The sequence below is a fragment of the Cognatundibacterium jejuense genome (genome assembly GCF_014284255.1).
Classification (GTDB): Bacteria; Pseudomonadota; Gammaproteobacteria; order Burkholderiales; family Burkholderiaceae_D; genus Undibacterium; species Undibacterium jejuense.
The window spans coordinates 19,372-39,780 of record NZ_JACOFV010000018.1; the positions used below are offsets into that span (position 1 = coordinate 19,372).

Consider the following 20,409-nt stretch of genomic DNA (forward strand, 5'->3'; position numbering starts at 1 on the left):
TTTTGCTATTAAGGCATTACTTCGCTATCTGCTAATTGAAAAATCACCTGATCCCTGACGCTATCGATTAAATCAGCTGCTTTTCCGTGTTCTGGAATACTAATATCTGGTGCAATTTGCACTAAAGGTAGCAGCACAAACGCACGTTCGGTCATGCGCGGATGCGGCACGGTCAGGGTTTCGGTGGCTATCTTTTCTGTGCCGTAGAGTAATACGTCCAGATCCAGTGTGCGTGGGGCGTTACGATACGGGCGTTCACGACCAAATATCAGTTCTATCGCTTGCAAGGCCTCCAGCAGACTTTGCGCACTCAGACTTGTTTGTAACTCGACGACCGCATTAACGTAGTCGTCGCCGCTCGAATCGATTGGTGCGCTGCTGTACAAGGAGGATGCAGTCATGAGCCTGCATCCGGCTGTGCGAGCAAGCTGGTCAATTGCCTCTCGCACGGTTTCCCGTGCATTACCCAGATTGGCACCGATGCCAATGTACGATTTAATCATTCTTCGGCTTTTGCCTTATTGGGCGCACGTCGGCGCGGCTTACGTTTTTTTGCGGCAGGTGCGCCACTCGCTTTAGGCTTAGTGTTGATGAGCTTTTCACGCTGTTCAGCATCGCCGTTGATGAAACCGGTCCACCATTCACCGATTTCAGCATCAATTTCACCGCTGGCGCAGCGTAGTAGCAAGAAATCATAGCCTGCGCGCAGACGCTGATGTTCCAGCATTTTGTGGGGTGTTTTACCGACGCGTTTTTCAAAACGTGGTTGCATAGCCCAGATATCACGCATATCCGCGCCGATTTTGCGTTGTATAGCCAAGGCATCTGTTTGCGCATTCAACACATCATCGGCGGCCAGATGCAAGGCCGGGATAGGGAATTCACCCGCGGCTTTGTAAGCATCCCATTTTTCTAACACTTGATGCCACAACAAGGATGCAAATAAGAAGCTCGGCGAAACTGGTTTGCCTTGTTGTACACGTTCGTCGGTATTGGCGAGTGAAAGTGTGACAAATTTCTCACCCAACGGTTGTTCCATCACCACGTCCAACAGCGGCATCAAGCCGTGGTGCAAGCCTTCTTTACGCAGTTGCTGTAAACATGCCATCGCGTGTCCGCTGGTCAGCAGTTTCAACATTTCATCAAATACGCGAGCGGCTGGCACATTGTTAATCAACGGCGCCATTACTGCGATAGGAGCACGGGTTGCGGCATCAATTTCAAATTGCAGTTTTGCCGCAAAGCGAACCACGCGCAGCATGCGTACTGGATCTTCACGATAACGTGCCTCAGGAACGCCGATGATGCGCAATGTTTTTTTACGGATATCTTTAATGCCGCCGTGATAGTCGAACACCGTTTGAGAAGCCGGATCGTAGTACATCGCGTTAATCGTGAAATCGCGACGCGCTGCGTCTTCATGCTGTTCACCGAACGTATTGTCGCGCAATACGCGCCCATGTTCATCTTTGGGGGCCGCGTCATTAGACGGCCCGCGGAAGGTTGTTACTTCGAGCAAATCCTGACCAAACATGACGTGGACGATCTGAAAGCGGCGACCGATGATGAAGGCGCGACGGAACAAACGCTTTACCTGCTCTGGAGTCGCATTGGTCGCAATATCGAAATCTTTTGGCTTGACGCCGGTCAGCAAGTCACGCACCGCGCCGCCAACGATAAAGGCTTTAAAACCGTTCTCTTGTAAAGTCTGCGTGACGCGGATGGCGTTGGCTGATACCAATTTGGGGTTGATGCCATGCTCTTTGGCGGTCAACACGGATGGCTTAGGATTAGCTTTGCCAGACTCGGCGGAATTTTTTACACCGAGTATTTTGCGGATAAATTTCTTAATCATTGCTTGCGAATTATTGCTGATGAAACAGGTTAATTTGAGGCCATCCGCGCGCTTGTGCATGAGCACTGAGTTTGGCGTTTGGATTGGTGGCGACCGGATGGGTTACAACCTCAAGCAGAGGTATATCGTTGTGCGAGTCGCTGTAAAAATAGCTATGACTAAAATCACTGAGTTGTTGATCACGCTGGCGCAACCAATCATGCAGATGGACGACTTTGCCAGAGCCAGAAGTAGGTACGCCAATCAATTTACCAGTGACATTGAGATGTGTGTCCAGCTCTGGCTCTGCTGCTAATAAATGTTCTACTCCTAAGGCGGCGGCAATGGGAGTTGTCACAAAACGGTTGGTAGCAGTGATGATTGCAATCAGATCACCCTGGTCCTGATGTTTTTTCAATAGATCAAATGCTGCAGGTAGCAAGGCAGGTTGTATCACCTCTTGCATAAACTGCGCATGAAACTCATCGAGCTGCGGGCGTTTGAATTGCGACAGCGTTCTTAAGGCAAATTCCAGATATTCGACAGGATCTAAAGTGCCAGCCTGATATTGCGCAAAAAAATCGGCATTGCGGTGGGCAAATGCTTCGGCATCGACGGCGCCGATACGGCATAAAAATTGACCCCATTCATAATCTGAATCAATTGGTATCAGCGTGTGGTCGAGATCAAATAAAGCTAATTGACGCATAAATAGTCTGCAAAATAGTCTGGTTCATTGTCAGGGTTGCTGCAGCATGAGTTCACGCAACAGCGGCAAGGTGATCGGACGCTTGGTGACCAGAGAATAATGGTCGAGCTGGTCCAGCATGTCTGATAACGAGCTCATGTCGCGTTGGTAATGGGTAATTAAATAGGGTAACACGCCAGCGGACAATTGAATCCCTCTGGCGTTGGCTGCTCGTTCTAAGGCATCAATTTTATCTTCGTCTGTCAGCCCGTGTAACTGATAAATCAGGCCCCAACCAAAGCGCGTACGCAAATCGTCGCGTACATTCAAAATCATCGGTGGATGATTGCCGGTTGCGACCAGAAAGCCACCATGAGCACGCGCTTCATTGAAGAGATTAAATGCCGCAATCTGATTCAAAGGTGACAGCAAGTGGCAGTCATCTAATAAATACAAACTTACCGCTTCACTAAAATCAAATGCGCTTTCAGGGGCGTTAGCGGGAATGTAACGTGATTCGTTATGATCGGCCAGTGCATGCAATAAATGCGTTTTCCCAGCACCGGCTTCACCCCAGATATAGACGGAACGTTCGCCGTACTGGCTAGCGATGCGTTGAGAAAATAATCCCAATAATTGCGCCAGTTCGGCATTTTGACCAACCACGAAGGTAGTCAGGGATGGCAGTTTTTGTGCATCCAGATCTAAAAGTAATTGCCTCATGACTGTCGATAAAAAGGACTATTAAAATACGAGGCGCGCAGATGTTTGACTGCTACCGATACGACCGCTGATGCGGGTAGGGCAACCAGTATGCCGATAAAGCCAAATAATTGTCCAAATGCCATTAAGGCAAAAATGACAGTTAGAGGGTGCAAACCTATGCGTTCGCCGACTAAGCGCGGCGTCAGGAAAAAAGATTCCAGTGTCTGACCGATACCGTAAATGATCGCGACTGCAATCAATCCATGCGCGCCATCAAATTGTAATACAGCCCCGATTAATGCCAGCACCAGACCCAGACCAAAACCCAGATATGGAATAAAGACCAAAAATCCGGTAATAATGCCCACTGGTAATGCCAAGTCAAAGCGCGCGATACTCAATGCAGCGGAATAGTAAATTGCCAATACCAGCATCACTAACAGTTGTCCGCGCAAATATTGCGCAAGGATATCGTCTACTTCTAATAACGCGGTGGTCGCTCGATGCGTCCAGCGACGTGGAATAAATTGTGCCGAGCGTTCAATCAAAGCGTGCCAGTCCAGCAATAAATAAAATAAAACGATGGGAATTAACAACAGATTTGCAACCATGCCGATGACTGCCGTACCGCCAACGCGGATAGAAGACAAGATGGCTTTACCGATAACATCACTGCTTCCGGCAAATTGTTCACTTAATAATGCTTTAATGCCGGTGCTGTCGAGTTTGATGTTGTAGCCGTATTCTGCCAGCTTTGGCCCGAGAAACTGGTCTAATCTGTCCAAAAACAGCGGAATTTCATCTTGTAATTGCGGTATCTCCCGTTTTAATATCGGGACGATGACGAAAATTAAGCCCAGTACCAGCGCAATAAACAACACGATCAATAATGTTGCCGCTACCGAGCGCGGCAAGCGCAAGCGCCCGATACGTAGCGCACACAGACGATCAAGCCAGGGATTGAGCACATAGGCAATTGTCGCCGACACAATAAACGGCATCAGAACCGGACCCAGCATAGAGAACAAGACCAATAGTGCGCATCCTGTCGCCAGCCATAGCAGGGTTTGTTTTTGCTCGGTTGTAATAGAGAGTGACATCGTATTGACTGTTCGCTTATAAAATTATTTGCTGATGTGTTGATGAGGTCTTGTCCAAATATAGGTCAAGCCGCGGTCATTTTGTTAAAATAGCGTTTTTGCCGGAGTTTTCTGGCAATTCCTCTATTTTACCGCCTCAAGCCCCTACTGACGACTATCATGAGCACTCCTACCTCTGTTTCTCTCTCTTACGCCGACGCTGGTGTCGATATGGTTGCTGGCGACGCCCTCGTCGATGCCATCAAACCTTTTGCTAAACGAACCATGCGCGAAGGCGTGATGGCAGGTATTGGTGGCTTCGGTGCAATGTTCGAAGTCAGCAAAAAATACAAAGAACCAGTGTTGGTTTCTGGTACGGACGGTGTCGGTACTAAATTGAAGCTGGCTTTTCATCTGAATAAACATGACACCGTTGGTATCGATCTGGTTGCGATGAGTGTCAATGATATTCTGGTACAAGGTGCAGAACCTTTGTTCTTCCTTGATTATTTTGCCTGCGGTAAGTTGGATGTTGCTACAGCAACTGACGTCATCAAAGGCGTTGCCGCTGGTTGCGAACAAGCTGGATGCGCATTGATTGGTGGTGAAACTGCCGAAATGCCATCTATGTACCCAGATGGCGAGTATGATCTGGCTGGTTTTGCGGTCGGCGCGGTAGAAAAATCTAAAATTATCGATGGCAGCAAAATCCAACCAGGCGACGTCATCCTCGGTCTGGCTTCTTCAGGTATCCATTCAAACGGTTTCTCTCTTGTACGCAAAATCATCGAAGTTGCTCAGCCCGATCTGAACGCTGATTTCCATGGCCGTACGCTGGGTGATGCATTGATGGCACCAACCCGCATTTACGTTAAACCGTTGCTGGCGCTGATGGAAGCGATCGAAATCAAAGGTATGGCTCATATTACTGGCGGCGGTTTGGTTGAAAACGTACCACGCGTTTTGGGCGATAAATTAACAGCCGTCTTGCACAAAGATGGTTGGGTCATGCCACCACTTTTCACCTGGCTGCAACAACACGGCGGCGTTGCTGACGCAGAAATGCACCGTGTATTTAACTGCGGTATCGGGATGGTTGTGATTGTTTCTGCCGACAATGCGGATGCTGCAATTGCCCATCTGGCAGCCTCGGGTGAGACGGTTTCACGTATCGGTGAAATCCGTGCACGTGAAGGTAACGAGCACCCAACGATCGTCGTCTGATTTTTATTTTTGTCATTCGAGACGCTGCACTTTTTGATTAAAGTGCAGCGTTTTTTTTGCGCCCAAAAATGTCTTCTACAAATAAAAAATGGCTGATAGCATTGATTGGCACTGATGTTATTTCTGATCTTTCAGAGGGCTGGTGATTTTCGTGGCTTTTTTCGACACCTACTGCAGTTATGTCCTGCCTGACCGCAATTTATATTGTGGTAGCTAGGGTTAATCCTCTAAGCGAAAAAATAAAATAAATAATAATTAAGTGTTGTATTAAAATAAACTACCTGATCGTTCAGTTGGATGAGGTTGATGGATAGGCAGAAAGCATTTTGCTGCTATTGTGAAACTTGTTTTTGAAAAATTAAAATGAAAAAAATTCTTTCTTTAAGTTTGGTCAGTATCCTTGCTGCATGTGGCGGAGGCGGTGGTAGCAGTTCAGGAGGTTCCGTAGCTTCAAACGTATTACCGCCTTCCTCTAGCCTGGCGAATCAATGCGCTGCTCCGCGCCCTAATACATCCGATGTTCAAGGTTCAGCCGATACAGAAAAAGCTTATTTGCGCTCTTTTGTGGATGAAACTTATCTTTGGTATAAAGATGTTCCGGCCAATCTGGTTCCAGCTAGTTATGCGACGCCACAAACATATTTTGATGCGCTTAAAACCCCTTTAACCACTGCATCTGGCAAACCTGTTGATCAATTTCACTGGTCTCAAACGACGGCATCCTGGAATGCGGCTTCTTCTGGTATTTCGCAGGACTATGGCGTTCAGTGGGCAGCACAATCACTGGTGCCTCCAAGAGTATTTATTGCAGCTGAAGTTGCCAGTGGATCACCTGCAGCACTTGCTGGCGTAAAACGTGGCGACAAAGTATTGACGGTGGATGGAGTTGATTTGGTCAATGATAATACTCAGGCCGGTATCAACATTCTTAACGAAGGTTTATTTCCAAGCAAATTGGCTGCGCATACCATAGGATTCAGCGGAAAATCACCAGTCACCATGACACCTGCAACTTATACTGTTGCTACTGTCAAAAACGTGAGCACGATTCAAACTGCAAATGGTGCTGTTGGCTACTTTGCTTTCGATACACACATTCAAAAATCCGAAGCCGAATTAATGAGTGCGATTAGCCAATTGAAAGCCGCGGGTGTTACTGATCTCGTCATCGATCTTCGTTATAACGGTGGCGGTCTGCTATATATTGCCAGTGAGTTGGCGTACATGATTGCTGGTCCGACGATCACTTCTAACAAAATTTTCGAACAACTCACTTACAACGATAAGTTAACATCGAAAAATCAAATCTACCCATTTTATTCATCAAGTACGACGAATCAAGCCTTGCCAACTCTGGGGTTGAATCATGTTACTTTGTTGGTGACGGGAGGAACGGCATCTGCAAGTGAATCTATCATTAACAGCTTACGTGGCGTTGGTGTAAAAGTTGATTTAATCGGTGCGACAACACGTGGTAAGCCATATGGTTTTGTGCCGCAGGATAACTGTTCTTACACTTATTTTTCAATTCAGTTCAAAGGTCAAAATAACATCGGCTATGGTGATTATGCGGATGGCTTTGCACCAACATGCAATGCTCCGGACGATTTCACTCATTTGCGTGGCGATCCTTCTGAGACCATGTTAAAAACAGCGCTCAACTATCGTCTGACCAATGTTTGCCCGGCGAATGTGACCAGTACAACTGTAACTGGATTCGATGCACTTAAATTCAATTTAATTCGTCCGCAAAGTCAGGAAATGCGAATCGTTACACCTAAACCTGGTATATGAGAACACACCGGGTCTTGTTACACACATTGACTGTCATTGCCTTAACAGCGTGCCAGTCAGGTGGTGCAACGCCGGAAGAGCGGCCAGCTTTGTTAAGCAATGCTAGCCAGCTCGCCTTGCAGGAGCTGCAAGAGGTTACAGCCAAGGTCAGTGGTTTTAGCGATGTTCTGTTGTCCGAGAAGGACTGGATGCAAGACAGCGACGTTGTATTGGAACGCCGTCATCAACGCAATCCGCAAGGCGATCTGATACAAGGGCGAGATATTGAGATGCCGCACAGGGTTCGTTTACTTAAGCGAGCAAATCAATGCCTCCTAATTGATCTGAACACTGGGCGCAGTGAGTCTCTGCACCAGGTGCAATGTCATGTGAAATAGATTGGCAAATGGCAATTCCAAAAGAACCTCTGTATCGAATTTACAGAGGTTTTTTTTATTAAAAGTGTCGATCATGCGCCAACATTACAAAGTCAAAATTCCACCAGTATCACTGATGAAGTGGAAAATTATCTATCATATTGATATTTTTTGTTACTTTACGTTGTATTTTGTTTCCACAGTTGATTGGTGCAAATAGAGTCATTTAAAATTCCTTAAAGAAATTTAGTGGAGTCAACAATGACAGTGCACCAAAAATTGGAAATTTATTACGTGCATTCGTCTTATGTACGACGCACTTATTCCCAACTTTTGGCCCGTGATGTTGACGCTCTCAAGGTACTGAGTGTGTCTGGACTGACTCTTGAGCAGATCAGCATTGCGGACGGTATGATTGATATCAAATTCTACGCAAGGTTTATTAAAGAAGCTAAACGATTACTTTTTTGTCCGTGGTTAGGCCTGGAATTTGGGCAGGAAGGCGACTCTGCCTCGCACGGTGCGGTAGGACATGCTGCAGCTGCCTGCGAAAACCTCAGAGAAGCTTTAACAGTAATTGCACAATATGGTCATTTGCGTGCAGACGCGTTTATATTTCGCTATGTTGAAAATGAGATGGAAGGCAAGTTAATCATCTCTGAACGAATTCATTTAGGTGATGCGAGTCAATTTTTTTTCGAATCGATATTTGCTACTTTAGTACGAGGTTTTCAATCGGTCATCGCTACAAATTTAAATAAAATAGTTGTTGATATGCCTTTTTCAGAAAAAATGTGGTCCGATGTTTATCGTCAGTTTAGTCCTTGCCAGGTACGTTTTGGTTACGATAATCTTGCCTTTCATTTTCCGATAGAAATGTTAACTCAGGTTTGCATTACTTCCGATACTGAAGTCCTGAATATGTCTTTGTACGAATGCGAACGCAAGAATCAAAGTTTATCAGGACGTAAGCAGTCATTTGCATTGCGTGTTGCGGATCTTCTCAAACGAGTTGATCTGACGACTGATCGTATGCCTGATCTGTCACATGTTGCGAGCCATTTGTGCGTATCAAGTCGTACCTTAATGCGTAAGTTAAAAGAAGAGGGAACGAGTTTTAAGGAGTTGCTTGACGCTAACCACAAACAGTTGGCTTGTTGGTACTTGCGAAATACGGATGAATCGGTTGAAGTCATTGCAATGCGTCTTGGGTATCAAGATCCTACCAATTTTAGTCGCACCTTCCGCCGATGGTATACCGATACACCAAGTGAATACCGACGGCGGAATCAATCCTGAACGCGTTTTATAAATCAAACACGGCATTCAAAAATTCCTGACGTATGAATGCAGTATCATGGTTATGAAGAAGAATTACTGTTTGAGATTGATGTAGCTTGTAACTACATCATCAGTCCAGGTAGCAGAAGCTTGTATCCACGGCGTTTTTCCGGCGTTGATATCCTTGATTCCCTGCTGCACCATTTTGAAAATATTGCTATTGACATCAAATGCCAGTGCTAAACGGTGATCTTTATCGAAATTGCTTCCCGTACTGACAGGCGCAGAAGCAAAGTTGCTGCCGCCGCCTGAATTGACCGACGCAGCTTGAACCATTACGTTACCACCCACTGGCAAATCAAGCTTGGCAATGTTAATCAAGCTCTTATTGGTATGTAAGTAGTCGATGAACTGACCATCAAATATCGCGTGACCAGCAAAGCCAAAAATATCACCATTGAGAAGATTGTCTCGTACCGCATTTGCTCCATCCTGAGCAGTTTTAATAGGTTTAGGTGAGCCACCGAGAGCAACGTCGACTAATAAACGGAACTTATTTTCACGATCAACAGCGGAGGTTATGGTTAAGTCTTTACCAACGCTGCCAGACAAAGTGTTCGCAGTGATACTTGTGCCTTGTAGAGTCAGGTTGTTACCCGCCGTTAAATTGATATTTTTTGCTGAAATTGCACCGATATCGTTGGTGTGTTGATTGTCAAAAGTGAGATCAACTCTACCACCTGCTTTCAGACTCTCCAATCCTTTTCCCACGCCAATCCCAAACTCAAAACCACCACCAAAGTCGGCGACATAAGAGTCTCCTTGTGCAGCGATTAAGTTGACGTCCCCGATCCTATTAATAACGGTAACGCTATCAGCATCGATCTTGGTTCCCGCTAACAGAGCCCCTGTATCTTTGGCATTCGCAAGGACGTTCATCGACTTCGCATTGACTGTTCCACCATGACCAACAGTGCCGCTTTCATCAATAAAATCAAGATCAGCAGTGACGCCGAACTTAAAGTTTTTTCCAATTTGAAATTGAAAGTCAAAACTGCCATCGATTGCCACACCTTCAGCATGATGTGTATCGTAAGCACGGTCATACCATGCCAATGGCCCTTTGATTGTAAGGTCACCCGGTGTCGTGATGTTTGCACCTTGTACCCACGCTTTGTTGCCACCATTGATAAAGATATTGCCGCCGCTAATGTTGGCTGCAACTGATTTGGTATCGGCTATTTTTTTATAGTTAAATCCACCTGCCAGATTAATCATTGGTACAGGAATAACGCCACCTGGCCCATCAAAGATCAGATCAACGCCGACGCCGACAGTTGCATTGAAACCCCCGTCATTTTCCCAGGAGCGATCATTGGCAAAACTGATGTTGGTCAGGTTGTTAGAAGAAAAGTTGACGTTATTTGTCACTGCAACATCGGCAGAACTCGTGAGGCTATTTGATGCATTGATATTTAAATTAGCCGCATTAAAATTTGTTTTGACCGCTTGTGTTGTGCCCGTATCAGTATGGTTCAATTGGCCTGACACAATACCTTTGATCGCGATATCGTCAAACGTTGTGGTATAGACTTGTACTTCAAATTTTCCTCGCGCTTTGTCGTCTATATGCATTTGCAGATTCTCTGCCTCTTTACTTAGATAGGTCCCGCTGGAGTTGATATTGATGTTACCTGGCGTCTTGTAGCTCGTACCTATGTCCATGATGGAATTATTTGCTGAAATTGCAATATCAGTCCCTTCCATGCGACTTGCAACTGATTTTCCATTGATGTCTCGTTTGACTTCCAGATCGCCAAATACGGCGACACGTGCACCGACCTGGGGATTAAGATTAGCAAATACCTCTGCTTCAATTCCAAGGTCAGCTAATACCACGGTATGGATGTTGAAATCACTGGCATTACTGTTGGCAATATCGTTGGCATTGACCGTCAGATGATTTCCCGCGATCAGTGCACCCCCCTGATTATTCAGGCTTTGGGCCGCGTTGATAATGGTGTTTCCTTTACTTTGAATAGATGAAATTTGCGCTTTGTCAGTTTCATCTTTGACGTTATTTTGGAAGGTGACGAGATCGACACCTGCACCAATCCGGTCTAGTCCAAACGTGAAATAAGGGCCGATACCGTCAGTCTTTTTATTGTCTTCATGAATGACGGCGTTATGTTCTGCACTTAGAGAAATATTTTGTGCTTTCACGTTGGCATTGCCAGTTACTGAGCTGATACTGCTACCAGCGACAATCAGTTGATTGCCACCATTGATATTGATGTCACCGTTACTGGCAATTCTGCTGCCATTACGATTGATCGTTTTGTTGATGAGATCATGCGTGTTGCCATTAAATCTGGCACCTATACGCCATTGCCAACCACCATCATTGTTTAAAATTAAATTGGCGAATTCAGCGAAGGTTTTGGGTAGATCTGTCGACACTTGTGGTGTCGCACCATCGGGGATGAGATAGGAATCGAACGACGGAGTCCATTCCGAAACCAATGTGGAATGGACCTCATCTGCACCACTCATTTTCAGGCTGTTACTCGCATTGACTGTCGCTTTGCCTGTTGCTTTCATATTCGTGGCGACGAGAGAAATAGTTGAACCGTTTACGTTTAAATCACCTTGCGTGGCAGTAATTTCAGAGAACAGAGATTTTTCGTCGAGCTTACTTGTTGAGTGGGCATATTGAGGAGAATTCAAAATGCCATTGGTATGATGTGCATCACCCGATTGCACACTGCTTATCGCCTGATCAAAGGATAAGTTTGCCCCCGATAATTGAACTGCACTACCGGTCATTTTTGTACCAACAGAAGCGATGCCGCTATTGCCGTTGATATATAAATTCCCTCCGGCACTCACAGTGCTACCATGTTGATTTACTTCTTTGTAAAAGTTACTGTCTTCTTGTTCTTTATTTACCACTACGAGCATCATAGCATCGACTTTTTTATCGCTACTATCTGATTTTTTTGTGAGTTCGCTGAGTAGATTTACTCTATCTGCATTAATTAATATGCCATTATTAGCAGCAACTTTCGCGCCAGCCAATTCAACAGTGCCGTAGGAGTTAATGTTGATGTTGTTCGCATTGATCGTGGAGCCATGATAGCTGTCTTCGGAGTGATAAATATTATTGAAGCCAGTGCTGTTATCTGACCCCTCATACCAGAACTTTTCTTCGTGCGAAGTGCTGTTAGTTGTAGTCACGCCTGCAATACGCACGCCTTGAGAGCCACCCAAAGAAATATTATTAGCTTGCATACTAGTGGCGTCCACTTCTAATTTTCCATTTCTAGCCTGGATATTGAGATTGCCAGAAATCCCGATGTCAGTACCAATTGCCGATTGTGTTGTGCTTGTATCCTTCGTGTCATGCGACCAATAAGTCAGCAGATCATGAAATCCATCTTTATGGTCCTGTGTCTGTTTGCTATCAGAGTTGACTATTGCGCCGATTAAAATATCACCTGCCTTAATGTCGGCATTTGCGGCCCGTAATTGACTGCCTGATATTGAAAGTTTTCCTGCGATATCTGTATTGATGAATTCTTTGCCAATTAATTGTGCTTGTATTTTTGTAGTCGCCGAGTTATCTGTATTAAACAAACGAATCTTTCCCGTTTGCATACTGCCAAAAATACTAGCATCTAACACTTGTGCTGTTGGATTTTGGGGTGGGGTTGGGCTTGGCTCTGGGGTCGGTGCAGGAATAATTTCGTCCCAACATATGATTCCCAATAAACAGACGGTAACCTTGGTTGGTCCCGGTGGTGGGGGAGGAGGTGGTGGTTCCGTTAAAGTTCTGATTGATAAAGTATCATCCCCATTTAGAGCAATATTGTTACGACCAGCGAAAACATTAATAGTTTGGTCCGTATTAATATTGGCCGAAATTTGAATTTTCGGTGCGATCAGATCCAAAATTTTTCCGGCTGATACGTTACCCTGCACATTGAGTACCGCATTTTTATTTGCACCCGCTCCAACAGAAAAATCAGTTAATGAACCGTTGTTGACGTTGGCTGATCCTACGATCAAGGATGCCCTCGGTGTATTGATAAAACCGCAGCCATTGCAGGTGATCCCATTAGGGTTAGCGAGTACATAATCGGCGACTACGCCAAATACTTCTTGCTTACCAAGCAGCAGAGAGGGATTTTGACTAATCACTTCATTGAGAATCACCTTGGCTGCACTACCGTTGAAATTACTGTTTGCCCCTAATTGGCCTGCTAACTGTGATTGGCCGGATTGCACTGCATTGTTCAATACCACACCTTGCTTACCAACGTTGTATTGTGTGTACTTGTTATGTGATAGTCCCTGGCTATTTGGTGCGACAATATTGACAATGTCTACGCCATTTTGATTTCTGACTGAGGTGCTACCAGTAGTCACAATTTGCGCGGTTACCGGGCGCATACTGAGGCAGGCAAGACCAATCAGAACAGCGACCCGACTAGTTTGTGATAATTTCCACTGATACTTAGATTTAGTTTTCATTTTTTTTACTCCCTGAGTGTAAAACATAGAAACAATAAAGGCTCAACTACTTCAACAAGTCATAAGCGATTTCACGCCTGTGACTTCAGAACGACCATGAGCTAGTGGCCGAAAATTTATTTAACGAGGTTGGCATCAGCGATGTCTTTCCTCTCGCGTATTCCATATCTAAGGTCGCTGTTTTTAGTTGAAGAGTCAGACCTATGCTTGCACTGACAGCTTTTTGCTTCTGATGATTTGTTCCGGAGTTCCATACTTCTCCAATATCAAGACCGAGTCTTGGGCGGAAAAAGACGCTGTATTGATTGATAGGAAGGGAATATGTATTGCGCAATGTGAAGCCATTATCACCAGCAGCGCCCCAGTCAGACAGACCACGAACACTGGATCTGTCCGTGGCACTCATTTGTTCAATTGCGTATAAGCGCTGTTTTGAATACTGAGTAAAGAATTGATGTTCATAGATCAGAGCTTGATTCTGAATAAGGGTATTGCCGCTCCAGTTCGCAGACAGCAAAAATTTATCGAATCGTGCATGTGGATAATCGACAGAAATGTCAGAGACATCCTTTGTCGACTTGAACATTCCCAACCCTCTTTGCCATTCGAAACTGGTATTCAAACTAGAAGACGGGAACAGACTTGTCCAACTGAATCCAAGTTGTGATTTTGTGATGACCGGACTTTGCACATCAATCACACTATCTAAGAGTTCGCTGCGTGTATTAGTGCGAGATAATTGTCCAAAAACGTTACTAATAGTGTTTGTGTTACGTTGAATGACTCGTTCTAATCGGATTGAGTCTTGTGGTGTTTGACCACTTTGTTGGGCGGTACTGTTGGTGAGTTGTAATATTGATTGATAGTTGGATTGGCTGATATTGGCACTGATTAGCCAATACCCCAACGGAATATTGTATGAAAAATAGGCGCTTTGGCTACTCGACGATTTGCTACCGCCAAACATCATCAAGTCGGAAAAGCCCAGCGGACTATCCAGAGAGAAATTCGCTCGCTTCACAATTTTCCCAGTTCCACTCTGGCCGGTGTTGTCTATCATCAGGCTGCCGTGAAAACGACTTTTATCCTGGTTCTTCACGCTGATCGTGACGCCATTTTCTGAGCTTGGATAAATCTCTATTTCTGCCTGGTTACTGCTGAGTCGATTGATTTGTTCTAAAGCCTGATCAAGATCCTGGACATTGAGATAAGGATGATCTTTATAGTTTGGGAAAATAAAATTGGGATTGATGGTCTTACTGGCGCCGAGAATATTGTCGATTCGAACAGGTTCAATATGTAGGTGAATTTGTTGGCTGCCGAATGGCGATTGATTGCTTATTTGAATTTTGAAGTATCCGGCTTGTATAAAGATTTCAGTTACAAGTCTTGAAAATTGATTGAGCTCTTCTTGTTCTATGCAACTTGGTAAGTTATTCAGTATTTGCGTGCGGGATTGTTTTGAAAGTAGTTCCAGACCACTGATGGTGAGTGTTCTGTGGTCGCTGCAATTGTCAGTGGTTTTTTTCTGCTGTTTGTCGACCGCAACTTCCAAAGATGAATTATTCGAGGTAGGCTCAATTATGGAAACGCCTAAGTCTCCTGTTGCGGCCAAGGCGGGGGATGTATTGCAGATACAAATGAAGACGCCAGCCAAGGCGATATTGACAAAAATGTCCCACATTCTATTTGCAGTATTTGGCATGAAAATTCCTTTTCAATTCTAAAAATTGAATGAAGTTCACAAGATATTTCGATTTCTGATGCGATACGGTAGGGCTTGTTACGCCGATGTTCTGACAGGCTTTCTATGTAGTTTTGAAACATCGCGTAAACAGTTTATGGCGCATGATTTCAATCAAACACCTCGAAAGGTGACAAGTTGTCTTCATCAACTGCCAAACTGGTATGGTGTGTAATTCGCAATTATTGAGAGTCAGGTGCGTGCTTGGTTTTGATCACGCCATCAACAAGGGCTATTGAGGCGATATATTTTTAAACGAAAAGTTCGTCTTTTTGGATGTAAAATGAGAAAATCCGTTATCTGATTAACTACACATTTTTATGCAAAAAATACGTTGTGCCTGGGCTAATCCCGCCAATCCGTTGTATCTTCACTATCATGATCATGAGTGGGGCGTCCCCTGCCATGACGAGCGTCGCTTATTTGAGATGTTGAATCTGGAAGGTGCTCAGGCGGGCTTGAGTTGGGAAACAATTTTGAATAAGCGCGAAAATTACAGGCTGGCGTTTGATAATTGGGATGCCCATAAAATTGCAACCTACGACGACGCTAAGGTGGCGAGTTTATTGGCTAATCCAGGCATCGTTCGCAACCGTCTCAAAGTCGCGGCGACGATCAATAATGCCAAAGCCTACTTGCGTTTGTGCGAAGAAAAAGGCAGCCTGGACGCGTATCTGTGGACCTATGTGAATGGCACACCGATATACAATAATGGCGAGCGCATTGTCACCACACCGCTGTCAGATCAGATATCCAAAGATCTGCGTAAGCGCGGTTTTAAATTCGTTGGTTCAACCATTATTTACGCTTATATGCAGGCAATTGGCATGGTACATGACCATGCTGCCGATTGCGACTGGCATCGTCCTGTTTAGATCAAAGCGTACTCAAGGCAACGATAAATTTAATGTTGTTTGCCGGAGCCATTTTGTTCGGCAAACGATTGAATTTCGCCTGAAGAAGTTTTGTTATCCTGGTTGCGTGGATGCGCGACCATCACTGGTGTGTTGCGCGAACTGGCATGGGATAACACAGTAGAGTTCGTCGCATGTCCGGCGGGACTGTTTGTATTGACCGTGTTGTCAGCATCCCAGATTGGTGCATCGATGCCTTCAAACACTGCTTTCAATTGCTGACCCCAGCTACTGCGTATCATCTGGAAATAGTGGTTTTTTTCATCGATGGTAACAAAGCGTGTAACTGCAAGCCGATTATTTTCATACACCAACAAATCCAAAGGTAATCCGACAGAAACATTGGAACGCAAGGTGGAATCCATTGAAATCAGCGCGCATTTTGCGGCATCGTCTAAGCTCGTTGATGGATTGATAACGCGGTCTAAAATCGGCTTGCCATATTTGGCTTCACCGATTTGGAAATAAGTATTTTCGTTATGCGCCTCGATAAAATTTCCTGCCGCATAAATCTGAAATAAACGACAACGCTCTTCACCGATCTGGCCACCAAACATCAAACTAACGTTAAAGTCGATGCCAAAATCAGCCAATGCTTTGGCGTCACGCTGATGCACTGTGCGTACAGTTTCACCCAGAATACGGGCGGCTTCGTACATGTTAGGTGCATTCCAGATGCTATTGCCGTTGCTGTCTTTGAAATCAGACAGGAGTTCGCGGATGGATTGTGAAATAGATAAATTACCAGCGGTCATCAAGACCATTAAACGGTCGCCGGGATTTTCAAATACCGACATTTTGCGGAAGGTGCCGACTTGATCGACGCCAGCGTTGGTACGGGAATCCGACAAAAAAACCAGCCCGGCGTCGAGGCGCATGCCAACACAGTAAGTCATAATTTCAATCAAGCAAATAGAAGCAAAGTCTGAATTTTACCTCAAGCGAATGGCAGGATGGTCTGAATCGAGATTATCGTGGTGTGACCCGTACACTCACTTGTAAGGTTTCTGTGCCACCGCCGCGTCGTACGCCACGTACTGGCGCCGCCGAGTCATAATCTCGTCCTATCGCCAGACGGCAATATGTATCATCCATCAAACGAGCATGTGTTACATCGATGCTAACCCAGCCTTCGTAATCGGCGTCTTGCGCCCAGACGTCGACCCAGGCATGGCTGTCAGCATGACCGCTGGTTTCAGGATCAATATAGCCAGAAACATAACGTGCCGGTATGCCACGCACATGACAGCAGGCCAGAAACAAATGGGCGTGATCCTGGCAAACGCCCAGACCCATACTTAGCGCATCATCGGCCGTACTGGTGACGATTGTGGTGCCACTGCGGTAAGCTACCGTCATTTGTATTTTGCTTGCCAGATCAAGTAATTCGGTCGTTGTGGCGGACTGATTGCGCGGTAATGCGTGATGCGCAAACGCCATAACTGCCGGGCTTGCCTCAGTCAGGCGCGTCGGTACAGTAAATACCAACGGCGAAAAACTTTCTGCGTCGCTAATGCGCCCGTAGGCAGGTGCGCTGATGTCGACGATACCTTGTGCCAGAATGCTAATTGCTGAGTGAGCACCGGTAATCGTCAACGTATGCGACTGATTGCCATAAGCATCGATAAATGCCGTTTTATTGCCCGCGGTTTGTACTTCCCAATGGATGATTTGTTGATGCTGTTCTATACGTGGCGTCAACCGTAATTGCTGAATGGTATAGGTTGACGGCAGCGAATACTGATACGTTGTCTGATGCTGAATGACGAGTTGCATATAACGTTAAGCGGCTAAAGGAACCAGAAAATCGCGGCTGATGCGATTGCCTAATTCAAAAATACGTTCCAAAAATTCTGTCAGGGTATCGTGCAAGCCAGCCTGCAAAATATCTTCAATTCTGGCGAATTTAAATTCCGCATGCAGTTTTCCGGCCAGTCTTTCCGTATCCGCCGACACATCATTACGTACTTCGGCCAGGTTGGCGACTACTTCATCCATGCAAGCCAGTAAAGAGCGTGGCATATCACCGCGTAACATTAACAGTTCGGCGACACGTTCTGGCGTAATCACATCGCGATACACTTTACGATAGATTTCAAATCCTGAAACTGAACGCAAAAGCGCACCCCAATAATAGAAATCTCTTTGCATGAGTTGTTTGCCGCTTTCAATTTCTTTTGCACTATGAAATTTCACATCCAATATCCGCGCGGTGTTATCGGCACGTTCTAAAAAGGTACCCAGGCGTATGAAGTGCACAGCCTCATCTTTGAGCATTGTTCCCAGTGTCACACCACGCGACAAGTGTGAGCGGAATTTGACCCATTCGAAAAATTGCCCGGGGTCTTGTTCCAGCATGCCGCTGCCGAGCTTTTCTTGCACTTCCAACCAGGTGGCGTTTTGGGTTTCCCATACTTCCGTCGTCAGTGTGCCACGCACAGCACGTGCATTTTCGCGGGCTTCTTTCAAACAGGATGCGATGGAGGAAGGATTCATGGGGTCACGCACCATAAAGTCCAACACATCTTTTTTGGTCAGTAAGCCGTAGTGATGATCATACGCCGATTGCAGTTCGGAAATTCCCAACATGGCACGCCAGCCTTGTTCTGCATTTTCTGCGGATTGCGGCAGCATTGAGGTTTGCACGTTCACATCTAACATGCGGGCGGTATTTTCGGCACGTTCAGTGTAGCGTGCCATCCAGAATAAATGATCAGCGGTGCGACTTAACATGATGTTTCCTTGTACGCATGGTTGTGCGACGAACTATTTTTGTGATCTGAAGTTTATTTTTCTAAGACCCAGGTATCTTTTGTGCCACCGCCTTGAGATGAATTGACGACCAATGAACCTTCTTGCAACGCAACGCGGGTCAGCCCACCTGGCACCATAGAAATAGTCTTGCCTGACAACACAAACGGTCTTAAATCAATATGTCTTGGGGCAATGCCATTCTCAACAAAGGTGGGGCAGGATGAGAGCGCCAGAGTTGGTTGGGCGATGTAGCCATCAGGCTTAGCAATCACACGCTGACGGAAGTCTTCAATTTGTTGTTTGGTCGATGCCGGGCCCACCAACATACCATAGCCACCCGCACCGTGTACTTCTTTGACAACCAGATCGGCGAGATTGGCTAAGGTATAAGCCAAATCCTCGGGTTTGCGACATTGATAAGTCGGGACATTATTTAAAATTGGCGGTTCCGATAAATAAAACTTAATCATATCCGGCACGTAAGGATAAATTGATTTGTCATCAGCAACACCGGTGCCTATCGCATTGGCGAGGGTCACGCGACCAGAGCGATAAACGGATAACAAACCCGGCACGCCGAGGGAAGAGTCCGGCCGGAATGCGAGTGGATCTAAGAAATCATCATCGATGCGGCGATAGATCACATCCACCCGTTTGGGCCCGCGGGTGGTGCGCATGTAAACAGCGTTATCGTTGACGAACAAGTCTTTACCTTCAACCAGTTCTACACCCATTTGCTGTGCCAGAAACGCATGCTCAAAATATGCTGAGTTGTACATGCCCGGTGTCATCACAACGACCGTCGGATCGTCAATGCCCATCGGTGCGACGGAACGCAGGTTGTCGAGCAACATATCTGGATAATGATCGACTGGCGCGATTTTATTGCTGCTAAATAATTCTGGAAATAGGCGCATCATCATCTTGCGGTCTTCCAGCATATACGACACGCCAGAGGGGACACGTAGATTGTCTTCCAGAACGTAAAATTCACCCTGGCCAGCGCGCACGATATCGACGCCGGCAATATGGGCATAGATATCAGACGCGACTGATATGCCTTGCATCTCAGGTCGATACTGCGCATTTTTATAAATTTGCTCGGGCGGAATAATGCCGGCTTTAATGATGTTCTGATCGTGATAAATATCATGAATGAACATATTCAGTGCTTGCACGCGCTGCACCAGGCCTGTTTGCAATTGTTGCCACTCATGCGCCGGAATAATGCGTGGAATGATGTCGAAAGGGATCAGGCGTTCTGTGCCTGCATCATCACCATAGACAGCAAAAGTGATGCCGACGCGGCGGAAACTCAAGTCAGCTTCTGCCCGTTTACGTTGAAGACGTTCGGCAGTTTGTTGTTTTAGCCACTGATCAAAATCGCGATAATGCTCGCGCGTGATATTGAGACCATTTGCGCTGGTTGCATCTTCAGCAGTCATTTCATTAAAAAATTTTGCCATGTCATCGTTCCGCGAGTGCTGTTGATTTTGACTATAT

General features: G+C 45.7%; 16 protein-coding genes. 5 read left to right on the forward strand and 11 right to left on the reverse strand.

Annotated features, from left to right (window positions below):
• Positions 1-8: 8 nt before the first annotated feature.
• From folK to H8K32_RS17090, 5 genes are read right to left on the reverse strand one after another with little or no spacing between them, the layout of a single operon-like run.
• Positions 9-503: a 2-amino-4-hydroxy-6-hydroxymethyldihydropteridine diphosphokinase gene (gene folK / locus H8K32_RS17070; RefSeq protein WP_186913770.1), complete on the reverse strand. Its 495-nt coding sequence runs from the start codon at positions 501-503 to the stop codon at positions 9-11.
• The gene (gene pcnB / locus H8K32_RS17075; protein WP_186913771.1) at positions 500-1,855 is read right to left on the reverse strand and encodes a polynucleotide adenylyltransferase PcnB; all 1,356 of its coding nucleotides are present in this window, start codon (positions 1,853-1,855) and stop codon (positions 500-502) included. Before pcnB ends, folK begins: the two co-directional genes overlap by 4 nt.
• A 10-nt stretch (positions 1,856-1,865) precedes the next feature.
• Entirely contained in the window at positions 1,866-2,543 is a 678-nt protein-coding gene (locus H8K32_RS17080) for a histidinol-phosphatase (protein ID WP_186913772.1), read from the reverse strand.
• A gap of 30 nt (positions 2,544-2,573) precedes the next feature.
• Entirely contained in the window at positions 2,574-3,245 is a 672-nt protein-coding gene (hda, locus tag H8K32_RS17085) for a DnaA regulatory inactivator Hda (protein WP_186913773.1), read from the reverse strand.
• Complete coding sequence (locus H8K32_RS17090) at positions 3,242-4,327, reverse strand: AI-2E family transporter (RefSeq protein ID WP_186913774.1); 1,086 nt, start codon at positions 4,325-4,327, stop codon at positions 3,242-3,244. The genes hda and H8K32_RS17090 overlap by 4 nt, the downstream gene beginning before the upstream one ends.
• Positions 4,328-4,486: 159 nt before the next feature.
• On the opposite strand from H8K32_RS17090, the gene purM reads away from it, so the two are divergent.
• From purM to H8K32_RS17110, 4 genes are all read left to right on the forward strand, one after another.
• The gene (gene purM / locus H8K32_RS17095; RefSeq protein ID WP_186913775.1) at positions 4,487-5,530 is read left to right on the forward strand and encodes a phosphoribosylformylglycinamidine cyclo-ligase; all 1,044 of its coding nucleotides are present in this window, start codon (positions 4,487-4,489) and stop codon (positions 5,528-5,530) included.
• A gap of 363 nt (positions 5,531-5,893) precedes the next feature.
• Entirely contained in the window at positions 5,894-7,324 is a 1,431-nt protein-coding gene (locus H8K32_RS17100; protein WP_186913776.1) for a S41 family peptidase, read from the forward strand.
• A complete protein-coding gene (locus tag H8K32_RS17105) occupies positions 7,321-7,701 on the forward strand; it encodes a lipid-binding SYLF domain-containing protein (protein WP_186913777.1) in 381 nt (126 codons plus the stop codon). Before H8K32_RS17100 ends, H8K32_RS17105 begins: the two co-directional genes overlap by 4 nt.
• Positions 7,702-7,941: 240 nt before the next feature.
• A complete protein-coding gene (locus tag H8K32_RS17110) occupies positions 7,942-8,979 on the forward strand; it encodes a helix-turn-helix domain-containing protein (RefSeq protein ID WP_186913778.1) in 1,038 nt (345 codons plus the stop codon).
• 75 nt (positions 8,980-9,054) lie between these two features.
• Here the strand turns inward: H8K32_RS17110 and H8K32_RS17115 are convergent, their stop codons facing one another.
• On the reverse strand, positions 9,055-13,494 hold the full coding sequence (locus tag H8K32_RS17115) for a two-partner secretion domain-containing protein (RefSeq protein ID WP_186913779.1): 4,440 nt from the start codon (positions 13,492-13,494) through the stop codon (positions 9,055-9,057).
• Positions 13,495-13,579: 85 nt separating this feature from the next.
• The gene (locus H8K32_RS17120; RefSeq protein ID WP_186913780.1) at positions 13,580-15,199 is read right to left on the reverse strand and encodes a ShlB/FhaC/HecB family hemolysin secretion/activation protein; all 1,620 of its coding nucleotides are present in this window, start codon (positions 15,197-15,199) and stop codon (positions 13,580-13,582) included.
• 359 nt (positions 15,200-15,558) lie between these two features.
• On the opposite strand from H8K32_RS17120, the gene H8K32_RS17125 reads away from it, so the two are divergent.
• Positions 15,559-16,113, forward strand: coding sequence for a DNA-3-methyladenine glycosylase I (locus H8K32_RS17125; RefSeq protein WP_186913781.1), 555 nt, complete (start codon positions 15,559-15,561; stop codon positions 16,111-16,113).
• Between the two features lie 29 nt (positions 16,114-16,142).
• Here the strand turns inward: H8K32_RS17125 and H8K32_RS17130 are convergent, their stop codons facing one another.
• From H8K32_RS17130 to H8K32_RS17145, 4 genes are all read right to left on the reverse strand, one after another.
• Positions 16,143-17,048, reverse strand: coding sequence for a proteasome-type protease (locus H8K32_RS17130; protein WP_186913782.1), 906 nt, complete (start codon positions 17,046-17,048; stop codon positions 16,143-16,145).
• A 73-nt stretch (positions 17,049-17,121) separates the two neighbouring features.
• The gene (locus tag H8K32_RS17135) at positions 17,122-17,928 is read right to left on the reverse strand and encodes a transglutaminase family protein (RefSeq protein WP_186913783.1); all 807 of its coding nucleotides are present in this window, start codon (positions 17,926-17,928) and stop codon (positions 17,122-17,124) included.
• Between the two features lie 6 nt (positions 17,929-17,934).
• Positions 17,935-18,885, reverse strand: a complete 951-nt coding sequence (locus H8K32_RS17140; RefSeq protein ID WP_186913784.1) for an alpha-E domain-containing protein — start codon at positions 18,883-18,885, stop codon at positions 17,935-17,937.
• Between the two features lie 53 nt (positions 18,886-18,938).
• Positions 18,939-20,372, reverse strand: a complete 1,434-nt coding sequence (locus H8K32_RS17145; protein WP_186913785.1) for a circularly permuted type 2 ATP-grasp protein — start codon at positions 20,370-20,372, stop codon at positions 18,939-18,941.
• Positions 20,373-20,409: the final 37 nt, after the last annotated feature.